This is a genomic window from Paenibacillus sp. FSL R7-0652 (assembly GCF_038595045.1).
Classification (GTDB): Bacteria; Bacillota; Bacilli; order Paenibacillales; family Paenibacillaceae; genus Paenibacillus.
The window spans coordinates 4,190,396-4,212,232 of the sequence record NZ_CP152001.1 but is presented as its reverse complement, the minus strand read 5'-3'; the positions used below and the strand labels follow the sequence as shown (position 1 = coordinate 4,212,232).

At 46.9% G+C, this 21,837-nt stretch carries 23 protein-coding genes; 19 read left to right on the top strand and 4 right to left on the bottom strand.

Annotated elements, in window-relative coordinates; genetic code table 11:
* Positions 1-2 precede the first annotated feature (2 nt).
* The 6 genes from yidD (at position 3) to MKY97_RS18695 (ending at position 6,592) form a co-directional block, all read left to right on the top strand.
* Entirely contained in the window at positions 3-257 is a 255-nt protein-coding gene (gene yidD / locus MKY97_RS18720) for a membrane protein insertion efficiency factor YidD (protein WP_342551815.1), read from the top strand.
* Between the two features lie 466 nt (positions 258-723).
* Complete coding sequence (gene metG / locus MKY97_RS18715) at positions 724-2,775, top strand: methionine--tRNA ligase (RefSeq protein WP_342551814.1); 2,052 nt, start codon at positions 724-726, stop codon at positions 2,773-2,775.
* 335 nt (positions 2,776-3,110) lie between these two features.
* A complete protein-coding gene (locus MKY97_RS18710; protein WP_342556386.1) occupies positions 3,111-4,103 on the top strand; it encodes a metal ABC transporter substrate-binding protein in 993 nt (330 codons plus the stop codon).
* A gap of 111 nt (positions 4,104-4,214) precedes the next feature.
* Entirely contained in the window at positions 4,215-4,973 is a 759-nt protein-coding gene (locus MKY97_RS18705; protein ID WP_342551813.1) for a metal ABC transporter ATP-binding protein, read from the top strand.
* Positions 4,974-5,023: 50 nt separating this feature from the next.
* On the top strand, positions 5,024-5,827 hold the full coding sequence (locus MKY97_RS18700; RefSeq protein ID WP_342551812.1) for a metal ABC transporter permease: 804 nt from the start codon (positions 5,024-5,026) through the stop codon (positions 5,825-5,827).
* Positions 5,828-5,878: 51 nt separating this feature from the next.
* On the top strand, positions 5,879-6,592 hold the full coding sequence (locus MKY97_RS18695; RefSeq protein ID WP_342551811.1) for a cytochrome c biogenesis protein CcdA: 714 nt from the start codon (positions 5,879-5,881) through the stop codon (positions 6,590-6,592).
* 191 nt (positions 6,593-6,783) lie between these two features.
* Here the strand turns inward: MKY97_RS18695 and splB are convergent, their stop codons facing one another.
* Positions 6,784-7,854, bottom strand: a complete 1,071-nt coding sequence (splB, locus tag MKY97_RS18690) for a spore photoproduct lyase (protein WP_342551810.1) — start codon at positions 7,852-7,854, stop codon at positions 6,784-6,786.
* 191 nt (positions 7,855-8,045) lie between these two features.
* Between splB and mntR the strand changes: the two genes are divergently transcribed.
* The 3 genes from mntR to MKY97_RS18675 all read left to right on the top strand — a co-directional run bounded on the left by mntR (position 8,046) and on the right by MKY97_RS18675 (position 11,400).
* On the top strand, positions 8,046-8,474 hold the full coding sequence (mntR, locus tag MKY97_RS18685; RefSeq protein ID WP_090922556.1) for a transcriptional regulator MntR: 429 nt from the start codon (positions 8,046-8,048) through the stop codon (positions 8,472-8,474).
* Positions 8,475-8,663: 189 nt separating this feature from the next.
* Positions 8,664-10,271 carry a family 10 glycosylhydrolase gene (locus MKY97_RS18680; RefSeq protein ID WP_342551809.1) on the top strand — a complete coding sequence of 536 codons (1,608 nt, stop codon included), beginning with the start codon at positions 8,664-8,666 and terminating at the stop codon, positions 10,269-10,271.
* Between the two features lie 127 nt (positions 10,272-10,398).
* Complete coding sequence (locus MKY97_RS18675) at positions 10,399-11,400, top strand: patatin-like phospholipase family protein (protein ID WP_342551808.1); 1,002 nt, start codon at positions 10,399-10,401, stop codon at positions 11,398-11,400.
* 93 nt (positions 11,401-11,493) lie between these two features.
* Here MKY97_RS18675 and MKY97_RS18670 read toward each other — a convergent pair whose 3' ends face one another.
* Together MKY97_RS18670 and MKY97_RS18665 are read right to left on the bottom strand one after the other, a co-directional pair.
* Positions 11,494-11,832: a hypothetical protein gene (locus tag MKY97_RS18670; RefSeq protein WP_342551807.1), complete on the bottom strand. Its 339-nt coding sequence runs from the start codon at positions 11,830-11,832 to the stop codon at positions 11,494-11,496.
* A 5-nt stretch (positions 11,833-11,837) separates the two neighbouring features.
* The gene (locus MKY97_RS18665; protein WP_342551806.1) at positions 11,838-12,830 is read right to left on the bottom strand and encodes a DUF1385 domain-containing protein; all 993 of its coding nucleotides are present in this window, start codon (positions 12,828-12,830) and stop codon (positions 11,838-11,840) included.
* A 327-nt stretch (positions 12,831-13,157) separates the two neighbouring features.
* On the opposite strand from MKY97_RS18665, the gene MKY97_RS18660 reads away from it, so the two are divergent.
* The 5 genes from MKY97_RS18660 (at position 13,158) to MKY97_RS18640 (ending at position 17,341) form a co-directional block, all read left to right on the top strand.
* Positions 13,158-13,664 carry a YqhR family membrane protein gene (locus tag MKY97_RS18660; protein WP_342556385.1) on the top strand — a complete coding sequence of 169 codons (507 nt, stop codon included), beginning with the start codon at positions 13,158-13,160 and terminating at the stop codon, positions 13,662-13,664.
* A 77-nt stretch (positions 13,665-13,741) separates the two neighbouring features.
* A complete protein-coding gene (gene aroQ / locus MKY97_RS18655) occupies positions 13,742-14,185 on the top strand; it encodes a type II 3-dehydroquinate dehydratase (protein ID WP_090922544.1) in 444 nt (147 codons plus the stop codon).
* Positions 14,186-14,223: 38 nt separating this feature from the next.
* On the top strand, positions 14,224-15,297 hold the full coding sequence (locus MKY97_RS18650) for a Xaa-Pro peptidase family protein (RefSeq protein WP_342551805.1): 1,074 nt from the start codon (positions 14,224-14,226) through the stop codon (positions 15,295-15,297).
* Positions 15,298-15,338: 41 nt separating this feature from the next.
* Positions 15,339-15,896, top strand: coding sequence for an elongation factor P (gene efp, locus MKY97_RS18645; protein WP_342551804.1), 558 nt, complete (start codon positions 15,339-15,341; stop codon positions 15,894-15,896).
* Positions 15,897-16,087: 191 nt separating this feature from the next.
* Complete coding sequence (locus MKY97_RS18640; RefSeq protein ID WP_342551803.1) at positions 16,088-17,341, top strand: aspartate kinase; 1,254 nt, start codon at positions 16,088-16,090, stop codon at positions 17,339-17,341.
* A 73-nt stretch (positions 17,342-17,414) separates the two neighbouring features.
* Here MKY97_RS18640 and MKY97_RS18635 read toward each other — a convergent pair whose 3' ends face one another.
* Positions 17,415-18,164, bottom strand: coding sequence for a 2-phosphosulfolactate phosphatase (locus MKY97_RS18635; protein ID WP_342551802.1), 750 nt, complete (start codon positions 18,162-18,164; stop codon positions 17,415-17,417).
* Positions 18,165-18,423: 259 nt separating this feature from the next.
* On the opposite strand from MKY97_RS18635, the gene spoIIIAA reads away from it, so the two are divergent.
* From spoIIIAA to spoIIIAE, 5 genes are read left to right on the top strand one after another with little or no spacing between them, the layout of a single operon-like run.
* A complete protein-coding gene (gene spoIIIAA / locus MKY97_RS18630; protein WP_342551801.1) occupies positions 18,424-19,428 on the top strand; it encodes a stage III sporulation protein AA in 1,005 nt (334 codons plus the stop codon).
* On the top strand, positions 19,421-19,939 hold the full coding sequence (gene spoIIIAB / locus MKY97_RS18625) for a stage III sporulation protein SpoIIIAB (RefSeq protein ID WP_342551800.1): 519 nt from the start codon (positions 19,421-19,423) through the stop codon (positions 19,937-19,939). The genes spoIIIAA and spoIIIAB overlap by 8 nt, the downstream gene beginning before the upstream one ends.
* Positions 19,940-19,968: 29 nt before the next feature.
* A complete protein-coding gene (gene spoIIIAC, locus MKY97_RS18620) occupies positions 19,969-20,172 on the top strand; it encodes a stage III sporulation protein AC (RefSeq protein ID WP_017687585.1) in 204 nt (67 codons plus the stop codon).
* Positions 20,173-20,203: 31 nt separating this feature from the next.
* Positions 20,204-20,593 carry a stage III sporulation protein AD gene (gene spoIIIAD / locus MKY97_RS18615; RefSeq protein ID WP_123062262.1) on the top strand — a complete coding sequence of 130 codons (390 nt, stop codon included), beginning with the start codon at positions 20,204-20,206 and terminating at the stop codon, positions 20,591-20,593.
* Between the two features lie 20 nt (positions 20,594-20,613).
* On the top strand, positions 20,614-21,804 hold the full coding sequence (gene spoIIIAE, locus MKY97_RS18610; RefSeq protein WP_342551799.1) for a stage III sporulation protein AE: 1,191 nt from the start codon (positions 20,614-20,616) through the stop codon (positions 21,802-21,804).
* Positions 21,805-21,837 lie beyond the last annotated feature (33 nt).

Genomic DNA, 21,837 nt, shown 5'->3' with positions numbered 1-21,837 from the left:
AGATGAAGCTTTCGCGAAAAATCATGCAGGCTCCTATTCGGGTGTACCGCAATTACATTTCGCCGTTGAAGCCGCCAACATGCCGTTTTTATCCTACATGCTCGGCGTATGCGATGGAGGCTATTGAAGTCCATGGTGCACTTAAAGGCTCTTATCTGGCTGCCAAACGCATTGCGAAATGCCATCCGTTTCATCCAGGCGGTGTAGATCTGGTGCCGCCCAAGTCTGAAAATAATATGGTCGTTCCGGAACAGTAACGGAACGGGACGAGCTGGAAGTTATGCAGCTGCTCTATAAGGTACAGGTAACCCGGAGTAAAGAAGCGAGGCTCTGTTCGGCACTGTACTTGACAACAAGGGCAGTATTTCAGTATATTTTTGGTATATGATTTTCCAGTGAAGGGATAAGTACAGACACACCCCCAGTGCAGAGAGCCGGATTAGCTGAGAACCGGTCTGGGAGGAGGATGGAAGATGGTCCCGGAGGAACCTCTTTCGAGCGTGCATACAGCATCTAGTCGCTGTTGTCGTAAGACTGAGGCGTGATCCAGCGTTAATGGGCGGTCGAAGGACCGGAAGAGCCTGTGTTTTGCGAAAAATGCGGGGAATTTGGGTGGTAACACGTGAGAGATACTCTCGTCCCATAGGGGCGGGGGTTTTTTTGTGTTCATTTGCAGAAGAAGAACATGTACCCATTCGCACATTTTAAGCCATTTCACACCATTTGAAGGAGGAGAAGTCATTCATGACGGATCAAAAAACATTTTATTTGACGACACCGATTTATTATCCAAGCGACAAGCTGCATATCGGGCACGCGTATACAACGGTAGCGGGAGATGCCATGTCTCGTTACAAACGTCTGCGCGGATATGAGGTACGTTATCTGACAGGGACTGACGAACATGGTCAGAAGATTGAACGCAAAGCTCAGGAGAAAGGTTTGTCTCCACAAGCCTTTGTTGACGAGATTGTTGCAGGGATCAAAGACCTGTGGAACAAGCTGGACATCTCCAATGATGATTTCATTCGGACAACCGACGAGCGTCACAAAACAGTTGTACAGGAAATCTTTGATCGTTTGCTGAAGCAGGGGGATATTTACAAGGGCGAGTACGAAGGCTGGTACAGCATCCCGGATGAAACCTATTACACTGAAACACAGCTGGTGGATGTAGAAAAGAATGAACAAGGCGAGATTATCGCGGCTAAAAGCCCAGATAGCGGCCATCCGGTGGAACTGGTCAAAGAAGAATCATACTTCCTGCGCATGAGTAAATACGCTGACCGTCTGCTGCAGTACTATGAAGAGAATCCAGGTTTTATTCAGCCGGAATCTCGCAAAAACGAAATGATTAACAACTTTATCAAGCCAGGTCTTGAAGATTTGGCGGTATCGCGAACTACATTCGAATGGGGTGTCAAGGTTAAAGGCGACCCAAAACATGTCGTGTACGTGTGGATTGATGCACTGTCCAACTACATTACAGCACTTGGCTACGGTTCTTCCGATGCTTCACTGTACGACAAGTTCTGGCCGGCGGATGTTCATCTAGTAGGAAAAGAGATTGTTCGTTTCCATACGATCTACTGGCCAATCATGCTGATGGCACTCAATCTTCCGCTGCCGAAAAAAGTGTTCGCACACGGCTGGCTGCTCATGAAAGACGGCAAAATGTCCAAGTCCAAGGGAAACGTAGTGGACCCGGTAACTCTGATCGATCGTTATGGTCTGGATTCTCTCCGGTATTATTTACTGCGTGAAGTACCGTTTGGTTCGGACGGGACATTCACACCGGAAAGCTTTGTAGAGCGTGTAAATTCCGATCTGGCTAACGACCTGGGCAATCTGCTGAACCGTACTGTGGCAATGGTGGATAAATACTTCGAAGGTAAAGCTCCTGCTTTTGCTGCCAATGTGACGGAGTTTGATGCTTCGCTTGAAGAAGCGGGCCATGCAACGGTGGAAAAAGTGGAGCAGGCGATGGAAAACTTGCAGTTCTCTGTAGCGCTTACGGCCATTAGCCAATTTGTCAGCCGCAGCAACAAATATATCGACGAGACTCAACCATGGGCTCTGGCTCGCGATGAAGCCAAGCGTGATGAGCTGGCATCTGTGATGTCCCACTTGATCGAAAGTCTGCGCATTGCTTCTATTCTGCTGCAGCCGTTCTTGACTCGTGCGCCGCGCAAAATCTGGGAGCAGCTGGGTATTCAGGAAGGGGAACTTACGGCTTGGGATGCAGCGAAGCAGTGGGGAATGATTCCTGAGGGAAATGCGCTGCATAAAGGCGATCCGATCTTCCCGCGTCTCGATGTGGAGCAGGAAATCGCTTATATCTCTGAAGCGATGACAGGTGGGCAAAAGGCGGCACAGTCTGATGCGGGCCAGACAGAAGCAGTGTCCGCAGCTCCTGCAGCAGCTGAACCTGTAAGTGCACCTGAAGGCACAGAAGAGATCGGTATTGACGATTTTGCCAAAGTTGAACTGCGCGTTGCTCAAGTCATCGCTTGTGAGCCGGTGAAAAAGGCAGATAAGCTGCTCAAGCTGCAGCTGGATCTTGGTTATGAGCAGCGTCAGGTGGTATCAGGGATCGCGAAGTTTTATACGCCAGAAGAGATGGTTGGACGTAAAGTCATCTGTGTGACAAATCTCAAGCCCGTGAAGCTGCGCGGTGAACTGTCCCAAGGTATGATTTTGGCCGCCTCTCACGGAGATCAGCTTACACTTGCATCTGTACCGGACGCAATGCCGAACGGCGCACAGGTGAAATAAACAATGTAATGCACAAGAAGACAAATGAACAAAGGTGATCAATCGTACGGAGATTGTCACAAATTCGATACAAGGGTGGTCCGAAGTGATTCGGACTGCTTTTTTATGCTCCAAAACAGGATTACTGTCAAGAGAACAAGCATATACTGTTATGAACTCCAGTCATCAGGAAAGAATAGTAGAGTATGAGTCTTGACAAGTCAGAACATGTTACCTATAATTCTTTCAGTAATGATTACGATTAAGTGATGTGGAGTGAATTATATATGACATTCATTAAAAAGGAAAGACAGGTCCGATTGGATCGATCCGGCCAACCTGGCAAACGAAATACAATGAAGCTGCTTTGGAGCAGTCTGCTTATACTTAGTTTGCTGGTATTATCCGCATGTGGACAGAACAGCGACAATGCAGCCAAAATTGTGGAAGGCAAAGTTAATGTGGTAACGACATTTTACCCGGTATACGCATTCACTGCGGCGATTGGCGGAGAAGATGCCAATGTTATCAATCTACTGCCTACAGGAGTAGAACCGCATGACTGGACGCCGAAGAGTCAAGACATTGTGAATACATCCAAGGCACAGCTTTTCCTGTACAATGGGGCAGGTCTGGAAGGATGGGTACCGAACTTTCTGAAGTCGCTGAACAGTGATTCAAAGGTGAAATCAGTGGCAGTCAGTGAGGGCGTCAAGCTGCTCACAGCAGAAGGGGACGATGGCCATGGGCATGGAGAAGAGCATGCGGATGAACATGCCGACGATCATGCAGACGAGAGCGGCAGTGATGCGCAGGCAGCTGACCATCATATTGATCCTCATACATGGGTTAGCCCCAAATCAGCGATGATTATGGCGGAGAATATCAAGAAGAGCCTGGTGGAAGTCGATCCTGCACACAAAGCAGGTTATGAGCAGCGTTACGAAGAGCTTCGCACCAAGCTCGAGGCACTTGATCAGCGTTTCACGAGTGAATTGGCATCCGTACCCAACAAAGAAATTGTGGTGTCACACCAAGCGTTCGGGTACCTTGCACGTGACTATGGTTTGAAGCAGCATTCCATCATGGGGCTTTCCCCAGATGCAGAACCGACAGGGCAGGACATTGTTAAACTGTCTAAACTGGTAAAAGATGAAGGCATCAAGTACATTTTCTTCGAAGAGCTTGTGTCGGATAAATTAGCCAAGACCCTTGCCAGTGAAGCAGGAGTTGAAACGATGGTGTTAAACCCGGTGGAGGGTTTGACACAGGAACAGGTGAACAATAAAGATGATTATTTCACCCTGATGCAGAAAAATTTGCAAAATCTGCTGATCGCATTAAAATAAGAAGAATGAAGGTTAACCTCCAGAAGTCTTTGCTGTTCCGTCAGCGAAGACTTTTGGAATGTTAAGCAGGATGTTTACGTATTTTTATTTATTATGAAGGGCGGCTTTGCCATGCAGCAAATCATGCCATTATGTCATGATCCGATTATCGAGATCGAGAATTTGTCTTTTTCCTACGGGGACCAGCGGGTGATTGAAAATCTCAATTTTATGGTTCAGCAGCGGGATTTTGTAGGTATTATCGGTTCAAACGGAGCGGGAAAAACTACACTGCTTCGTATGCTGGTAGGACTGCTGCCTCCTGCACAGGGAGACATCAAGCTGTTTGGACAGTCGATTCGCAAATTCAAGGATTGGAACCGGATCGGGTACGTACCGCAAAAAAACGCATTTAACCCGCTGTTTCCAGCGACCGTTCGTGAAGTTGTCATGTCCGGATTATATAACAACAAAAATATGTTTCGCCGGATTTCACGTCAAGGGCAGCAGCAGTGCATCGATGCGATGCAGGTGATGCGGATTGAGGATATTGCGAACAAACGCATTGGACAACTGTCCGGTGGCCAGCAGCAGCGTGTTTTTTTGGCTCGTGCCCTGATTAATCACCCGGATCTATTGATTCTTGATGAACCCACCGTTGGAATTGACGCGGAGTCACAAGCCAGTTTTTTTGAACTGATCACCCACATGCATGAACATCATCGCATGACATTCCTGATGGTGTCTCATGATATGGATCGTATGGAGAGTTATTTGGGCGCTGAAGCTGCCCTCACGAATGGCAAGATTCATTTCCATGTGCGTCATTCACATGAGATAGAGGATTGTGCAGAGACTAACCTGCAGCATACTACCGCGCAGGTACGCTAGTTATGTTTGTGGGCCATTAGATTAACCAGGCCGAAGGAGTCGTGTTTGTTTTGGAAATATTATGGAGTGATTTTTTTCAGCGTGCACTTGCAGGTGGGCTGCTCATCGGCATTACCGCTCCGCTGATCGGACTTTTTCTTGTGCTGCGGAGATTGTCGATGATCGGAGATACCTTGTCCCATGTAACAATCGCAGGAGTAGCGCTTGGTTTTCTGATTGAAGTGTACCCGATCGGTGTAGGTTTGATTTTTGCGGTACTCGCGTCTTTTGCCATTGAAAAGCTTCGTAAGGCATATAAAAGCTATGCGGAATTGTCCATTGCTATTATTATGTCCGGTGGTGTAGCGCTAGCTTCCCTGTTTTTTACGTTGGGGAAAGGATATAACGCGGATGTTATGAGTTATTTGTTCGGCAGCATCTACACGCTGGACGCAGCGGATCTGAAACTGGTCGGAATCGTGACATTAATTGTTGTGATTGTAGTTGCCTTTTTACATAAGGAGTTTTTCCTGCTCAGTTTTGAGGAAGATGCAGCTGCGGTGACCGGACTGCCTGTAAAAATGCTGAACATGTTAATCACGGTGATGACAGCACTGGTAATCAGTACGGCAATCAAGATCGTGGGTGCTCTGCTCGTATCCGCATTACTAACCATTCCTGTAGCTGTCAGCCTGCTTATGGCTCGAAGCTTCAAATCGGCCATTATCCTGTCCGTCGTGATTGGAGAGATTGCCGTCGTGCTTGGATTGGTTACAGCAGGAATTTGGAATTTGGCGCCGGGAGCGACGATTGTACTGCTGCTGATCACGATGCTGATTCTAACGATGATTGCCAAAAAAGGGTTCCGAGCCTGATGTTCTAACGATTAACGAGCAAGTGAGCACAAGGAAGGGAGACATTGCTTCATGCCTGATGTTAATGTATGGCTGGCTTTCGCTGCCGGCCTCGCTTCTTTTATATCACCATGCTGTCTTCCGCTGTATCCTTCATACCTTTCATATATCACGGGAATGACCGTGCAGCAGTTGAAGGATGATCGTAATCAGCGCGAAGTACGCTTCAAGACGTTAACGCATACACTGGCGTTTATTCTCGGCTTCTCTGCTGTATTCTATTCGCTTGGTCTTGGTGCCGGGTTATTCGGACAGTTTTTCAATGATAATCGTGATTTGATACGTCAGTTATCGGCGATTTTGATTATGCTTATGGGCTTGTTTTTGCTTGGTATTTTCAAACCGCAGTTTTTGATGAGAGAGCGAAAGCTGGACATGAAATGGAAACCAGCCGGGTATCTAGGTTCTTTTATATTTGGAATTGGCTTCTCGGCAGGCTGGTCGCCTTGTATCGGACCTATTCTGACTGCCATTATTGCAATGGCGGCCAGCGAGCCCGCAGCATGGCTGACATTGATCACGGGTTACACGGTAGGATTTGCTTTGCCTTTCTTCGTGCTGGCCTTCTTCATTGGTTCCACACGCTGGATTTTGCGATATTCTAATATCATGATGAAGATTGGTGGAGCCTTAATGCTGCTAATGGGCATCCTGCTGTTCACCGATCAGATGACCAAAATCACCATTTGGCTGCAGCAAATTACACCGCAGTGGATGATCATCTAACGTATATCATGCCTTTATAACTATCAGTTTTCCACGATGAATGACCAATCAAATGAAAAGCAGGCTGCATAAACCAGAATAATTCTGGAATATGCGACCTGCTTTTTAATCTGGACGTGCAGCGAGTCAAGTATGGAGACAATCATAACTTTGGGTTACTTTTTAAACAATGGCTGAAGCGCTTATGGATTTTAAGTGAAATAATCAATATTGGCTAATGGGAAATGCTCAAAAATACGTTCTGTAATAAATTCGCGCAGGGCGTCCTGCTGATCGTCTTTGTATACATATTTGTATTGACCCCAACGGCCCCATTTCATCTTTCGTTTTTCAATATCCATCTCCAGCTTTGTTTTGGGATATCGCTTCTCAATGGTGGCTTTCGCCGTTTTGGTGAAACGGTGCTGGATCATTTCAAATGTCAGGTCTTTAACTGCTTCTTCAGGGAGTGTATCCGCGAGTTTTTGCAGCAGTTCTGCATAGCCTTCCTGCCAGCCATCGTACCAGATAATCGGGGCGATAATGAAACCAAGCGGGTAGCCAGCATGGGCGATTTTGCCTGCAGCCTCGATTCGCTCCTCAAAGCGGGAAGTCGCAGGTTCGAAGTTTTTGATAACATAATCCGCGTTTACACTAAATCTGATGCGGGTATGACCGTTATGCTTCAGCTTCAGCAGTGGGTCAACATGATGATATTTGGTCACGAAGCGAAGACGTCCATACTCTTCATCAGCCATGAATCGGATGAGGTCGCTGAGATTTTCAGTGATATGCTCCAGACCGACAGGATCAGACGTACAAGCTGCTTCAAAACGGGTGATTTCAGGTTTGCGTTCTTCAATGTATCCTTTCGCAGCCTCGATGATCTCTTCCGTATTTACGTATACCCTAACATAAGGCTTGGCGCCCAGTGTTGTTTGAAGATAGCAATAATGGCAGTGTCCCATACATCCGGTCGAGATTGGAATGGCGTATTCGGCGGAAGGTTTGGACTGGTCAAATTTAAGTGTTTTGCGCACGCCGACAACCAAGGTTCGCTTGGCCATTCGATATTTCTCCTGCTCCGTCTCCCCGGGCAGGTTCGTAATCCGATTGTGAGAAGTGGTCATCTGATAAGGAATGTTTTGAGAAGTCACCCATTCCATAATTCGTTTGCCTTTTTCATACTCCAATGCACCGGGTTCAAAATAGACCAAATCGGGAATAAAGGGTTTAGTACACTTTGCCTTTCGAACAGGGGGCTGGGCCACGCTTGTGCTCACAGAATCACTCCTTTCAATACGAAACTAAAGCTTAGTTTGCCTCGGCGGAAGCAAAGTCACGCCTGCCAATTACTTGCGGAATGACTCCGCCTGTGAGTGGGTAGGACTTGCCAATGCGTATTGATAACATGTATCATTAGAAGATAGGGACCAGGTGCGCAGCACCGGTCAGAGAGAAGAGAGGGAAGCAGATGCCAACGCCCAGTATGGAAGACTATTTGGAGCGTATATACAAATTGATTGATGAAAAGGGCTATGCTCGTGTGTCTGATATAGCTGAAGGACTGGAAGTACATCCTTCATCCGTGACGAAGATGATCCAAAAGCTGGACAAGGACGAGTACCTGATTTATGAAAAGTACCGCGGGCTGGTACTTACACCTAAAGGCAAAAAGATGGGTAAACGGTTGATGGAGCGCCATCATCTGCTCGAACAGTTTCTGACTACCATCGGTGTGCAGGAAGAAAATATTTACAATGATGTGGAAGGGATCGAACATCATTTAAGCTGGGATTCCATCACTTGCATTGAATCCTTGGTGGAATATTTCCGTCAGGATGAAAGTCGTCTGCAGGATCTCAAAAACATTCAGGAAATCATGAGTAACACGGACTCTTGAGCGTTGAATTTATAAGGTTTCATAAGGTTAACAATAGAGAGATGCTTCTTGCCGATGGATGGCGAGAGGCATTTTTGTTTTGAATTCACTCAACATTTTGGCCATTTTCGCAACTAAACGGGCTCAATGCGCGTCTATTAAACTAGTAGAATTTACCGCTAATTTTAAAGATGCTGGAGGGCTGTATTGATGAAGTTTCGTAAAGGATTATTGTTTCTACTCATTTTTGTACTTGCTTTTCAAGCAGCGGGTTTGACTGCACAGGCAGCCGCTAAGAAAGAAATTGCTATTTTTCTGGATGGTCAGCGTCTGGAATCCGATGTATCACCTTACATCCTGCCGAAGGTGAACGTAACGATGGTACCGCTGCGAGTTATCAGTGAAGGGCTGGGGGCTTCTGTGTTATGGTCTCAGGCAGACCGAACGGTGACGATTCAGAAATCAGACTCGGTTATTACAATGACGAGTGGACGCCAGCAAGCGTCGGTGGATAACAACTTGGTTAATCTGGACGCATCTGTACAATTAAAGCAGGGCCGTGTAATGGTCCCGATTCGTTTCGTAAGTGAAAACTTAGGGCTTCAAGTAAACTGGAACCAGGCCGCCCAGACCATTGATCTGTATACTGGGAATGAAACAACGCCAACACCAGAACCAGCACCAGCGACTCCTGCAGAACCAGGAGGGTCTGCAAAGCCTGCAGCGGATGAGATGCGCGGAGCATGGATATCAACCGTTAACGGTGACTGGCCATCTTCTGGAGCGAAAGGCAATGTCGAAAGACAGAAGCAGGAGTATACGAGCCAACTGGATCAATTAAAAGACATGGGCATCAATGCAGTTTTTGTGCAGGTCAGAGCAAATGCAGATGCAATCTATCCTTCAGGTCTCGTTCCGTGGAACAGTGTTCTGACAGGAACGCAGGGCAGAGACCCGGGATACGATCCGCTTGCTTTTATGATTGAGGAAGCACATAAGCGTGGGCTTGAATTTCATGCCTGGTTTAATCCGTTCCGCGGAACAAACTCGGCAGCAGCATCCAATCTGGCTGCAAACCATGTTTCCAAGCTTCATTCTGACTGGATGGTCAATGCATCGGGCAAATTATACATTAATCCGGGTATCCCGGAAGCCAGACAGCATATTATCGATACCATTATGGAAGTTGTGAATAATTACAAAGTGGATGGTGTACATTTGGACGACTACTTCTATCCATCCAACGTCACTTTCAATGATGATGCAGCATTTAAAACATACAACACGTTAAACACAACAGACCGTGCGGCATGGCGTCGTGATAATATCAATCAGTTTGTGCAGCAGCTTGGACAGAGCATTCACCAAGTAAAAGCAAATGTAGAGTATGGTATCAGTCCATTTGGTGTCTGGAGGAACAAAGCCAATGATCTGACCGGTTCGGATACCAAAGCAGGTGTCACAGCATACGACAGTATGAATGCTGACGTTAGGACTTGGATCAAACAGGGATGGATCGACTATGTTGCCCCTCAAGTATACTGGAGCATGACTTTGAACGCTGCGAGATACGACAAAGTTGTGGATTGGTGGGTCAATGAGGTAGCGAATACCAATGTAAAACTATACATCGGCCATGCTCCTTATAAACTGGGAACGCCGGAGATTGGATGGCAGACTTCTCAGGAAATTATTGACCAGCTAACCTATAACGAGAAATACCCATCAATCGGTGGAGACATCTATTTCAGTTCACAATATCTTACGAAAAATCCGCTGGGTATCGTTGAACGACTAAAAGCATATTACGGGCAGTAGGAGACAAAGCCGCCTTTTTCATTTTGCATGAACCTGCTGTTCCGCATTTATAGTTATATGACCAACCCCTGTTCTCATAAAGTGGCAGTAGAACGCAAGGCTGCCTGGAGAACGGGGGTTTTTTGTTGTGTTAATTAACGGAGTGTTTGAGGGTGGAGGCGTTAAAGGGATTTCACTTGCCGGTGCTGTTCAGGGAGCACAGAATTGCGGTGTTCAATTCAATCGGGTCGCAGGCACATCTTCTGGTTCAATTGTGGCAGCACTTCTTGCTGCGGGGTACCTTGCAGAAGAGATGAAAGAGATCATTGAAAGGACGCCTTTTGTTTCGCTGCTGCAGCGGTCACCTATATTTAACACACGCTGGATTGGTCCAGCGGCAAGACTTTTCTTGAAAAAGGGGCTTTATTCGGGAGAAGCTCTGGAGTCGTGGATCAGCAGCATGCTGGCACAAAAAGGGATTCGAACGTTTGCCGATTTACCGCCAGGCAAGCTGCTTATTACAGCGTCTGATATATCGAACGGAAATATTCTTGTACTGCCTGACGATATCCGGAGATTTGGTATCGAACCTACGAAACTGGAGGTTGCCAAGGCCGTACGTATGAGCTGCAGCATACCGTATTTTTTTGACCCGGTTATCATCCGTAAATCACCAGTCATGTCCAAAGGATTACCGTTTCAGGATCAGTTTGTCTACGTCGTGGACGGAGGGCTGCTGAGTAATTTCCCACTCTGGTTGTTTGATGGAGAGCGCTCGGAGTCAGGCAGAGAGAGTATACCCGTGGTCGGGTTCAAGATGGTCGGTAAAACAGAAGTGGAGCCTACGCGAATCAAAGGGCCGCTAACCATGCTGCAGGCACTTGTCGAGACGATGCTGACTGCTCATGATGAACGTTACATTGAGCAGATCAACCGGTTTCGTACGGTCAAAATTCCTACGCTTGGCATTAAACCGACACAATTTAATCTTTCCGTTCAGGACAGTACAAACTTATATCGATCGGGCGTCGTTTCAGGTATGGATTTTTTCAGTACGTGGAATACGAAGACGTATAATGAGCAGCTGGAGAAACAGCGAAAAGAACATCGCAAGAAACAGGCGGAAGCACCGCCGCTGGTTCACATGTAAGACTTAAAAAAGCAATCCTCCTTCGTTAAGGAGAATTGCTTTTTGGGTTTTACTTTTAGCATAAAATAGATACATCAACAACGAAAGGGCAAATTAATGATACTTGGGAATGTCCTCTTCGCTGTTTTTCCCTTTTTGGCCTTGAATGACCTGGAACGGATAATCTTTGCGTTTTTTGGATGAACTGCTTTTTCTGGCGGTGACATTATTCTGCGCATTCACTTTAGCCATCGTTTTCGCCGAAGGTTTGATCCTTGGTGTGTTGGCTTTTCGTGACCAGCGGGCAGGCGGGTATTTGTACAGCAGGAACACAACTCCGAACACAATCAGGGGGATGAGGATACTGGATAATGAGGCTCTACCCAATAAACCGATAACCCCAAGAGCAGCCAGTACAATGAATGCCCAAAATACAATTGCCTGCTTATTCATATCATTCACCCTTTCACAGGATCAAGTGTTACTGCAGGAACTTCGGTTGTGGCCGAAACGTTGGCAAGCTTGGCGTCCAGTTCACGCATGCGGTTAAATGATGCAATGGATACTTCAACCTGGGCATTGGTCGGTTCTTTGGTTGTGAGCAGCTGCAGCCAGAGACCCGGATATCCCAGATAACGCAGCACAGGAATATCGCGAAGCGAGTTCGTAATCTTAAGCAGCTCAAAAGAGATGCCCAGCACGACTGGCAGCAGGAGCAGACGCTGACCCATCCGTTCCCACAGGTTATCATAAGTGAAGACGGAATACAGGAAGATACCGATAATAACGGTCAGCATGATAAAGCTGCTTCCACAACGGTAGTGCAGTCTGCTGTATTTCTGTACATTTTCAGGCGTCAATTCTTCTCCAGCCTCGTATGCACTAATGACCTTATGCTCTGCTCCATGATATTGAAACAAACGTTTAATCATGGGTGTCTGCGAGATTAACCACAGATAAGCGAGTAACAGAATCAGTTTGATGCCGCCTTCCAATAAATTATGCAGAAATTGATTGTCGAATACATTTTTAAATAAGAAGTCTTCGATCACGACTGGAAGCAGTGTCAGCACAATTTTTCCAAAAAGAAAGGACAGAATCGCTACAGCCGTTACGCCAATGATCATGCTAAGGCTCCAGCCGGACCCTTGTTTCTCTTGTTGTTTAGCTTTTTCTTCCGGTTCCAATTCATCATCAGCATAAGCATCAGCAGAATAATTGAGATGTTTGCTGCCTTTGACACTCGAATCTATAATGCTGACAATTCCGCGCAGTAAAGGAATCCGCCGCAATTTCATGACCCAGGTCTTGTCTTGCTTGGGAACTTCCAGATACGTAATTTCGCCGTCTTTTCTACGAACAGCAGTAACGTTGACGTGTTTTCCGCCAAACATTACGCCTTCGATGACAGCTTGCCCCCCGTAGCTGACAGGCTTGGATTGTTGAGGCAAATTATTCACCTTCCTATTCTGTTCTAAGCCTTTACAGTGAAAGGCAGTTTAATATCCTTATTGTATCGAATTTTGAGAGCAATTTCTAGTTTATGAGCCAATCCGCGGGAGAAGCTGTTAAGATTGTCCTGTTTTGAACATACTACGCCCTAGAACTGTGAAAAAAATGTTTAATATTGTGTTTGCAATCTTGCGAAAAAGGAGACATCAATGATGGCAGATCATAATCAAGAAGAAACATTAACTAATCATCACCATGGAGAACATGAAGAAAAAATAGATCAGCGGGAGCAGCGGCAGCGTCCGCAAAAACGCGATAATAACCTGATGCAGCGTCGTTCCGTACCTAAACAGGGGGATGCACACTATTATACGAATCCTTTTTCATTTGCATTGGAGCTGGGATTCTTTGCTGGTTTGATCTGGGGAGGCATTCACTGGCTGTTCCATGTGCTGCATTTTACCGTGGTCCCGATTGGTTTTCTGGCGGAGCCGTTTTTCAAACATGCATATATTTATACTGCCGCAGGTCACTTGACAGGGTGGCTGTGTTTTATCGTATTTTCTATCTTTGCTTCGCTTTTATATACCTTTACGATTCGAAAGTTAAAAGGTCCGTTTCCTGGCATGGTCTATGGCCTGGTCTGGTGGTTAATCCTTTTTATTCTGCTTGGTCCTAAACTCGGAATGATGAAGCCGATAAATCGTTTAACTTGGGATTCGATCTTTACGGAAATCTGTTTCTTTTTGCTCTGGGGGTTGTTTATTGGTTACACCGTTGCGATGGAGTACACGGACGAACGGAAACGGGAGCCGGAGCACGCTGGAGCCTAGACGCAAAAAAGCTTCTCAATCTGGTAACGGCTGTGTTAAAATAGCAGATGGTTATTTGCAGAGAGGGTGGAGCAGCGATGAAACGAATTATTGTGATCAATGGCCCGAACCTGAACATGCTTGGTGTTCGTGAACCAGGCATTTATGGAACGCTTAGTCTGAAGGATATTGAAGACAAAATTCGCAGACAGGCTGAAGAACTGGGAGTCTCCATCGCTTTTTATCAATCCAACCATGAAGGGGACATTATTGACCGCATTCATGCCGCAATGGGTGAGGCAGATGGTATCATGCTGAATGCCGGGGCGTTTACCCATTACAGTTATGCGATAAGGGATGCAATCAATGCCGTGAAAGTTCCTACCGTGGAAGTTCATCTATCCAACATTCATGCACGCGAAGCGTTCAGACATCATTCAGTGCTTGCAGCAGAAACGATCGGGCAGATTGCCGGATTTGGCGAAGTGAGCTATGAACTGGGATTGCTGGCTCTTGTGCGTCATCTGGACAAACAAACCTGAGCCGGGAACCCGGGAATGTGAAGAAAGAAGGGTTACCGATGGAAAACAAACGAGTACACAAGTTACGTGAGGCAATGGCTGCGCGTGGACTAAAAGCAATGCTGATTACAAATCCGATTAACCGTCGTTATATGACGGGCTTTACCGGTTCTGCGGGATATGTGCTTATCACGGAGCAGGAAGCTTATCTGCTGACTGATTTCCGTTATATGACGCAGGCGCCTCAGCAGGCAAAAGGATTTAACGTTGTGGAACATGGCGCCAAACCGATGGATTCCGTACGCGAACTGCTCGTATCCGCGAGTATCAGCGAAGTGGGTTTTGAACAAGACTCAGTCACTTTTGGGACGCATGCTGCTTATGCAGAAGCGCTGCAATCCGTTAAACTAAAAGCTGTATCCGGCCTTGTCGAAGAGCTTCGTATGTTTAAGGATGCAGAAGAAATTGCTGTAATGCAGCGGGCTGCGGATTTGGCAGATGCCACATTCAGCCACGTTTTGCAATTTGCGAAACCGGGCATGACTGAACGTGAAGTCGATTTGGAAATGGAATTTTTCATGCGTAAACATGGGGCAGCCAGTTCTTCGTTTGACACGATTGTCGCATCAGGTGAACGTTCTGCGATGCCTCACGGCGTTGCAAGCAGCAAAGTGATCGGCCAGGACGAATTGATTACATTTGACTTTGGCGCGCTGCTCGATGGATACTGTTCAGATCTGACACGTACGATTGCAACGGGGAATCCAGTACCTGAACTGCGTAAGATCTACGATATCGTACTGGAAGCACAATTACATACGCTGGAGAACCTGAAACCAGGTATGACCGGACGGGAAGCGGATGCACTTGCTCGGGATATCATTGCAGGTTATGGATATGGAGAACAGTTTGGACACAGCACAGGCCACGGCCTGGGGATGGAAGTCCATGAATCTCCTCGTTTGTCCAAGCTTAGCGATGATGTATTGAAACCGGGAATGGTAGTTACCGTTGAGCCGGGAATTTACATCGATGGTCTTGGCGGCGTACGAATTGAAGATGACGTTGTGATTACCGAAACAGGTATCCATATTCTTACGAAATCGGACAAAAAGTTCACCGTTATTGGCTAACATACCCAAACACTTTTTACTTATATCAGGAGGGATTTTTTGTGATTTCAGTTAACGATTTTAAAACAGGCTTGACCGTACAAGTAGACAATGATATCTATACCGTACTTGACTTCCAACACGTAAAACCAGGTAAAGGCGCAGCTTTTGTACGTTCCAAGTTAAAAAACCTTCGTAATGGTAACACGGTTGAAAAAACGTTCCGTGCAGGTGAAACGATCGGTCGTGCGATCATTGAAAACCGCGGCGTATCGTATCTGTATGCAAGTGGTTCCGAGCACACGTTTATGGACAACGAAACATACGATCAATTCACGTTGACAAGCGATCAATTGGAATGGGAACTGAACTTCCTCAAAGAAAACATGAACGTGAAAATCATTAGTTACCAAGGTGAAATCCTGGGTATCGACCTGCCTACAAGCGTTGAGCTGAAAGTTATTGAAACAGAGCCAGGCGTTAAAGGTAACACAGCACAAGGCGCTACGAAAAACGCGAAAGTGGAAACAGGTCTGAATGTACAAGTTCCTTTGTTCATCAATGAAGGCGACGTGCTTCTGATTGATACACGCGAAGGGAAATACTCTTCCCGTGCGTAACTTTCACTTGCTGTAAGCTTGAATTCACGAATCAAAACCCTTTGCCATGCATATGGCAGAGGGTTTTTTTGAAAAAAGATTAGCCTATCAGGCGCTTTCGTAATATACTGGGTTAAAGTCATTTCTCGTAGAGAATAATGACGAAAGATATCAATTGATGCATACTGCACAAGGTAGGGAGTGGATTTGCGTTGTCATTGTACGTCATGAAATTTGGGGGCAGCTCGGTCGGAGATACAGAACGCATGAAGCGTGTAGCCGGACGTGTTGTAGAAAAAGCGGATGAAGGACACCAATGTGTCGTCGTGGTTTCGGCCATGGGGGATACTACAGATGATTTGATTGATCAGGCGAAGCTGCTGAATAGTGATTTGCCTGCTCGTGAAATGGATATGCTGCTGACGACAGGGGAACAAATTTCAATCTCCTTATTATCCATGGCCATTCAGGCACTTGGACGCAAGGCCGTATCTTTTACAGGATGGCAGGCAGGGTTCCGAACAGAACCGGTTCACGGTAAAGCTCGGATTCAGGATATCCGTCCTGAGCGTGTCAAAGCTGCACTCGCTGAAGGAAATATCGTTATTGTTGCCGGTTTCCAAGGCATGACGGAAGACGGCGAGATCACCACACTGGGCCGCGGGGGATCGGATACTACAGCTGTTGCACTTGCAGCGGCCATTCAAGCAGATGCTTGTGAGATCTATACGGATGTGGATGGTATCTATTCTACAGACCCGAGGATCGTCAAAGTGGCACGCAAACTGAAAGAAATTTCCTACGACGAAATGCTGGAGCTTGCAAATTTGGGAGCGGCGGTACTGCACCCGCGTGCGGTTGAGTACGCGAAGCATTCCGGTGTACCTTTAATTGTAAGATCAAGCTTTAATCATAATGAAGGAACGGTTGTGAAGGAGGAAGCGGCAATGGAACAAGGCGTGGTGGTAAGTGGAATTGCTTATGATAAGAATGTAGCTCGTATCAGCATTTTGGGAGTACCGGATGTTCCAGGTGTTCTCGCTGAAGTATTTGGCGAACTGGCATCTGCTCAGCTGGATGTGGACATTATCGTGCAGAGCGGAGTCCAGGATGGTAAAGCAGACTTTTCATTCTCGGTCGCACTGTCTGATCGTGAGAAGGCGCTGCATGTCATTGAAGGGCTGCACAGCCGGCTGCCTTACCGTGAAGTAACTTCCGAAGAGAATCTGGTGAAAATTTCAATTGTTGGCGCAGGTATGGTGAGTCATCCAGGCGTGGCAGCCAAAATGTTCAAAGTGATCTCCGGTGAAGGCGTGAGCATCAAAATGGTCAGCACGTCTGAGATCAAAGTATCCTGTGTTATTGACGGGGAAAAACTTCATGATGTGATTAAAGCGCTGCATACAGCGTATGATCTTGATACTGCAGAGCAAGCAGTTATCGGCGGACCGCAAGTTCGCAGATAATCGATAAGAACAGATATAATATGAAAAGGTGTACCGCTGCCAATCCGGCAGCAGTACACCTTTTTTTGTTGAATTACAGACGACTGCATATGCGGCCCCCACGTGATTTACGGTAAGGCATTAACTGATTTCCTTCTCTCATCTCCGGTACACAATCCAGCAGATTTAATTGGGAACAGTAAGCGACATCGTGCATCTCTCCCAGCTGATCCAGTTTTCGTGCACTGGATGATGTTCGAACCAAGTCGCTAATTCTATCCTGACATTGGGATACGGCTTGATGAAGTATGATACCAAGATCATTCAGCTGCAGTGGAGAACGGGTCTGACGATATAATTCTTCAATAATGCATCCAGCACATAAACCATCCTCTAATGCAAAATCATCCTGCTCTCCTGCGCATAATAAGAGAATGTCCCGCTGCAATTCGATAAGAGCAGCGGCAACAGCTTTTACATTTAAGAAGGAACCCGCGAGAACATGCCTTGCTTTGGTCGCTTTGATCAAAGCTCTCGTGCCGTCTGTTGTAGTCAGGATAATCATTTTATGTGCGATGTCGCTGCTCATATATTCATAGGGGGAATTACCCGCATCGAATCCGGTTATTTTTTTGTCAAAACGTTCACCACCCCGAATGCTGTTGCGAACCATCATCTGTTTCGCTTGCGGAACCGTCTCTGCAGCGATAACGCCTGCGGCCTGATGGGCAAGGGCGGTTACAATCGTACTTGTTGTCCGCAAAACATCAATAACTACCACACTTCGCCCCTCAATATCTATGGTACGCACTTCATTTACACTGCCTACAACGTCGACGCGCACAACCCACAACTCCTCTCAACTTCCAGGTCATGCTGCACCTGCTTCATAACCCGAACGGTAAAACATTCTGCAAGCACTATATGCATGCATGCCTAGACAGGTGCCTAGAACAAGGCTCTATGATTTCGGCTCTCATTCATAATCGTGAAGAAATGATAGATTTCAGCGTCATAAAATGAATGTACAGGCATAAACTTGAGATATGAACAAGCATCAGAAGTGAAATCCATATGAAATATAAAGTTGGAGGAGCCTACTCATGAAAGTGAAATGGAGGGATCTTTTTCCGGAACCCATCCGAACGATTCTTGGCAGAATGCCGCCCGCTCTATTGGAACAAGTGGAAGAAGTCCGCATTCGAGAAGGCAGGCCTTTGGAAATTAATGCGGGAAACAACTATCACTTCCTTACACCAGAAGGCGAACCGACGGGAAAACCCGAGGAGGCCTATGTTCCTCAAAAAGAAGTAACCCACAGACTGCTGGATCTGATAAGTAATCATTCTCTGTACACCTTGGAGGAAGAACTGCGAAAAGGATTCATCACGATCCCGGGAGGGCATCGAATCGGGCTTGCTGGCCGGACGGTGCTTAGCGGAGGGCGTGTAGAATATTTACGGGATATCAACGGGTTTAATGTCCGTGTTGCCCGGGAAGTGCAGGGCATTGCTGACCCCATCCTTCCATATCTGCTCGATATGAAAAGTGGACTGGTGATGCATACGCTGATTCTTTCGCCGCCGCAGCAGGGCAAAACCACATTACTGCGAGATTTGGCTAGACAGATCAGCAGCGGCACGAAGCTGACGGCAGGCAGTGAACTGAGACAGGGGATATACCCTCGTCTGAAAGTTGGCATTGTGGATGAACGTTCCGAAATTGCTGGTAGTTACAAAGGGGTTCCCGGTTTCGATGTAGGTCCACGTACAGATGTCATGGATGGGTGTCCAAAGGCGGAAGGAATGATGATGATGCTTCGCTCCATGTCACCCGATGTCTTGATTGTGGACGAAATTGGACGGGCAGAGGACGCCGAAGCGGTTATGGAAGCTCTGCATGCAGGAGTTTCCGTCATTGCAACTGCCCACGGGCGGGATCTCTCCGAGCTGTCTGCGAGACCTGCCTTGAGAACATTGATTGCAGAGCAGATGTTTCAGCGATATGTACAGCTGCAGCGGACGAGCAGAGGCACAAGCTTCCGACTGGCGGACGGCAAAATGCGTGGACTGCAGCAGGCCGGCGCAGGAGGTGAAGCCTATGGTTAATACCTTTGGCGCAGTGCTTATTCTATTGGCCAGCACACTCGCCGGATTTTACAAGGCCAGGCAGTATGCTTTGCGGCCAAGGCAGCTGCGTGAGCTGATCGCTGCGCTGCAGCGGCTGATGACAGAGATTAATTATGGCTTAACGCCGCTCCCTGACGCGATGACCAAGATGGGGGCTCAGACGAAAGAACCGATAAGAACCCTTTTTTTGCACGCAGCTGCACAGATGGAACCCCCTCATGGGCTCACAGCCCGGGAAAGTCTTCAGGCCGGTGTAGAACAAACATGGGGAAGATCTGCGATGAAGTCAGACGAACGGGAAGTCATGCTGCAGTTAAGTTTCAGCCTTGGCACCAGTGATCGTCAGGATCAGACCAAACATATTTCGTTAGCCATTCAGCAACTCATGCATGAGGAATCCCGCGCACAGGCCGATCAAGTAAAGTACGAACGAATGAGCCGCAGCCTGGGGATGCTTGTCGGAGCGTTAATCGTCATTCTGATCTTCTGAAATAGCCGGGATAGCGAGGTGCCAAGGTCATGAATTTAGAAGTGAACGCAATCTTTCAAATTGCGGGCATTGGGATCATTATAGCAATGATTCATACCGTACTGAAACAAATGGGAAAGGAAGATATGGCTCACTGGGTGACCGTAATCGGATTTGTCGTTGTACTGTTCATGGTTGTCCGAATGCTGGACAGCCTGCTGCAGGAGATTAAATCCATATTTCTTTTTCAATGAAAACGGTCATAAAGCCGGATGGTGGTGACCCGTGGAGATTATTCAAGTTGTCGGTCTGGCACTCATTGCAACCGTATTGATTCTGGTCATTAAAGAACAAAAGCCGATGTTTGCCTTTCTGATTGCAGCAGCGACGGGTGTTGTCATCTTTATGCTGCTGATTGGCAAGATCGGTGCAGTCATTGAGGTGCTGAAACGTCTTGCTGAAAACTCAGGTATGGAGAGCATTTATCTGAAAACTGTATTGAAGATTATAGGCATTGCCTACATTGCTGAATTCGGAGCGCAGATTGTCAGGGACGCGGGACAGGAAAGCATTGCATCCAAGATTGAACTGGCTGGCAAAGTGTTGATACTTGTTCTCGCGATTCCGATCATCAGCATTATTATCGAAACTGTCATGAAATTAATGCCGGTGTAGAAAGGGCGTGCGGACAACGGATGAAATGGCTGCATAACAAGCCGCACTGGCGCCTCATGATTGTGCTGATGGTCTGTCTGATGTTTGGTGCGATCGGACAGGTTGCGGCCAGCACACCCTCTAACGAGTGGATGCAGCAGCAGGCCGATCAGCTTCCGAAGGATCAGGTGGAGAAGTATTGGGACCAGTTGATGAAGCAGTATGGCGGATTTTTTCCCGAAGGGAAAACACCATCTTTTATGGATATGCTGATTCCAGGTAATGAAGGGTTCAGTCTGAAATCGGTATTTACGGCAGTAGGCACGTTTATGCTGCACGAGGTTTTGTATAACGGCAAACTTCTGGTCACCATCGTCATGTTAACGGTACTAAGCATGATCTTGGAGACGTTACAGACAGCGTTTGAGAAAAACAATATCAGCAAAATTGCCTATGCGATCTGTTATTTGGTCATTATTATCATTGCAATCAACAGCTTCAGCGTAGCCATTGGTTATGCAAAAGAAGCTATATCCAGCATGATCAACTTTATGATGGCGATGGTCCCGCTTTTATTCACACTGCTGGCTTCGATGGGGAATGTCGTCACCGTTTCGGTGACTCACCCACTGATCATATTCATGATCCATCTTGTAAGTACACTGATTCATCTGCTGGTGTTCCCGCTGCTCTTTTTCTCAGCTGTACTCCACCTGGTAAGTTCGCTCTCTGACAAATACAAGTTAACACAGATGGCTGATCTGCTGCGAAACATCAGTGTTGCCCTGCTCGGCATTCTGCTGACGATGTTCCTGGGTGTTATTTCAGTACAGGGAGCCTCGGGATCCGTTGCGGATGGTGTGAGTCTAAAGGCAGCGAAATACATTGCAGGAAACTTTGTACCTGTTGTCGGCAGGACATTTGCAGATGCCACAGACACGGTAATTACAGCATCTCTGCTGGTCAAAAACGCAATTGGATTGACCGGTGTCATTATTATTTTGTTTCTGTGTGCGTTTCCGGCCATCAAAATTCTGGTACTCGCCTTGATTTACAACGTAACCGGGGCAATTATGCAGCCGCTGGGAGACACACCGATTGTAGAGTGCCTGCAGGCGATTGGTAAAAGCATGATTTATGTATTTGCCGCGCTGGCCGCGGTGGGACTAATGTTTTTCCTCGCTATTACGATTTTGCTGACCGCAGGTAACTTGACTGTCATGATGCGCTGACCGGCTGCATGTGCAGAGAAAGGGGATAGAGAG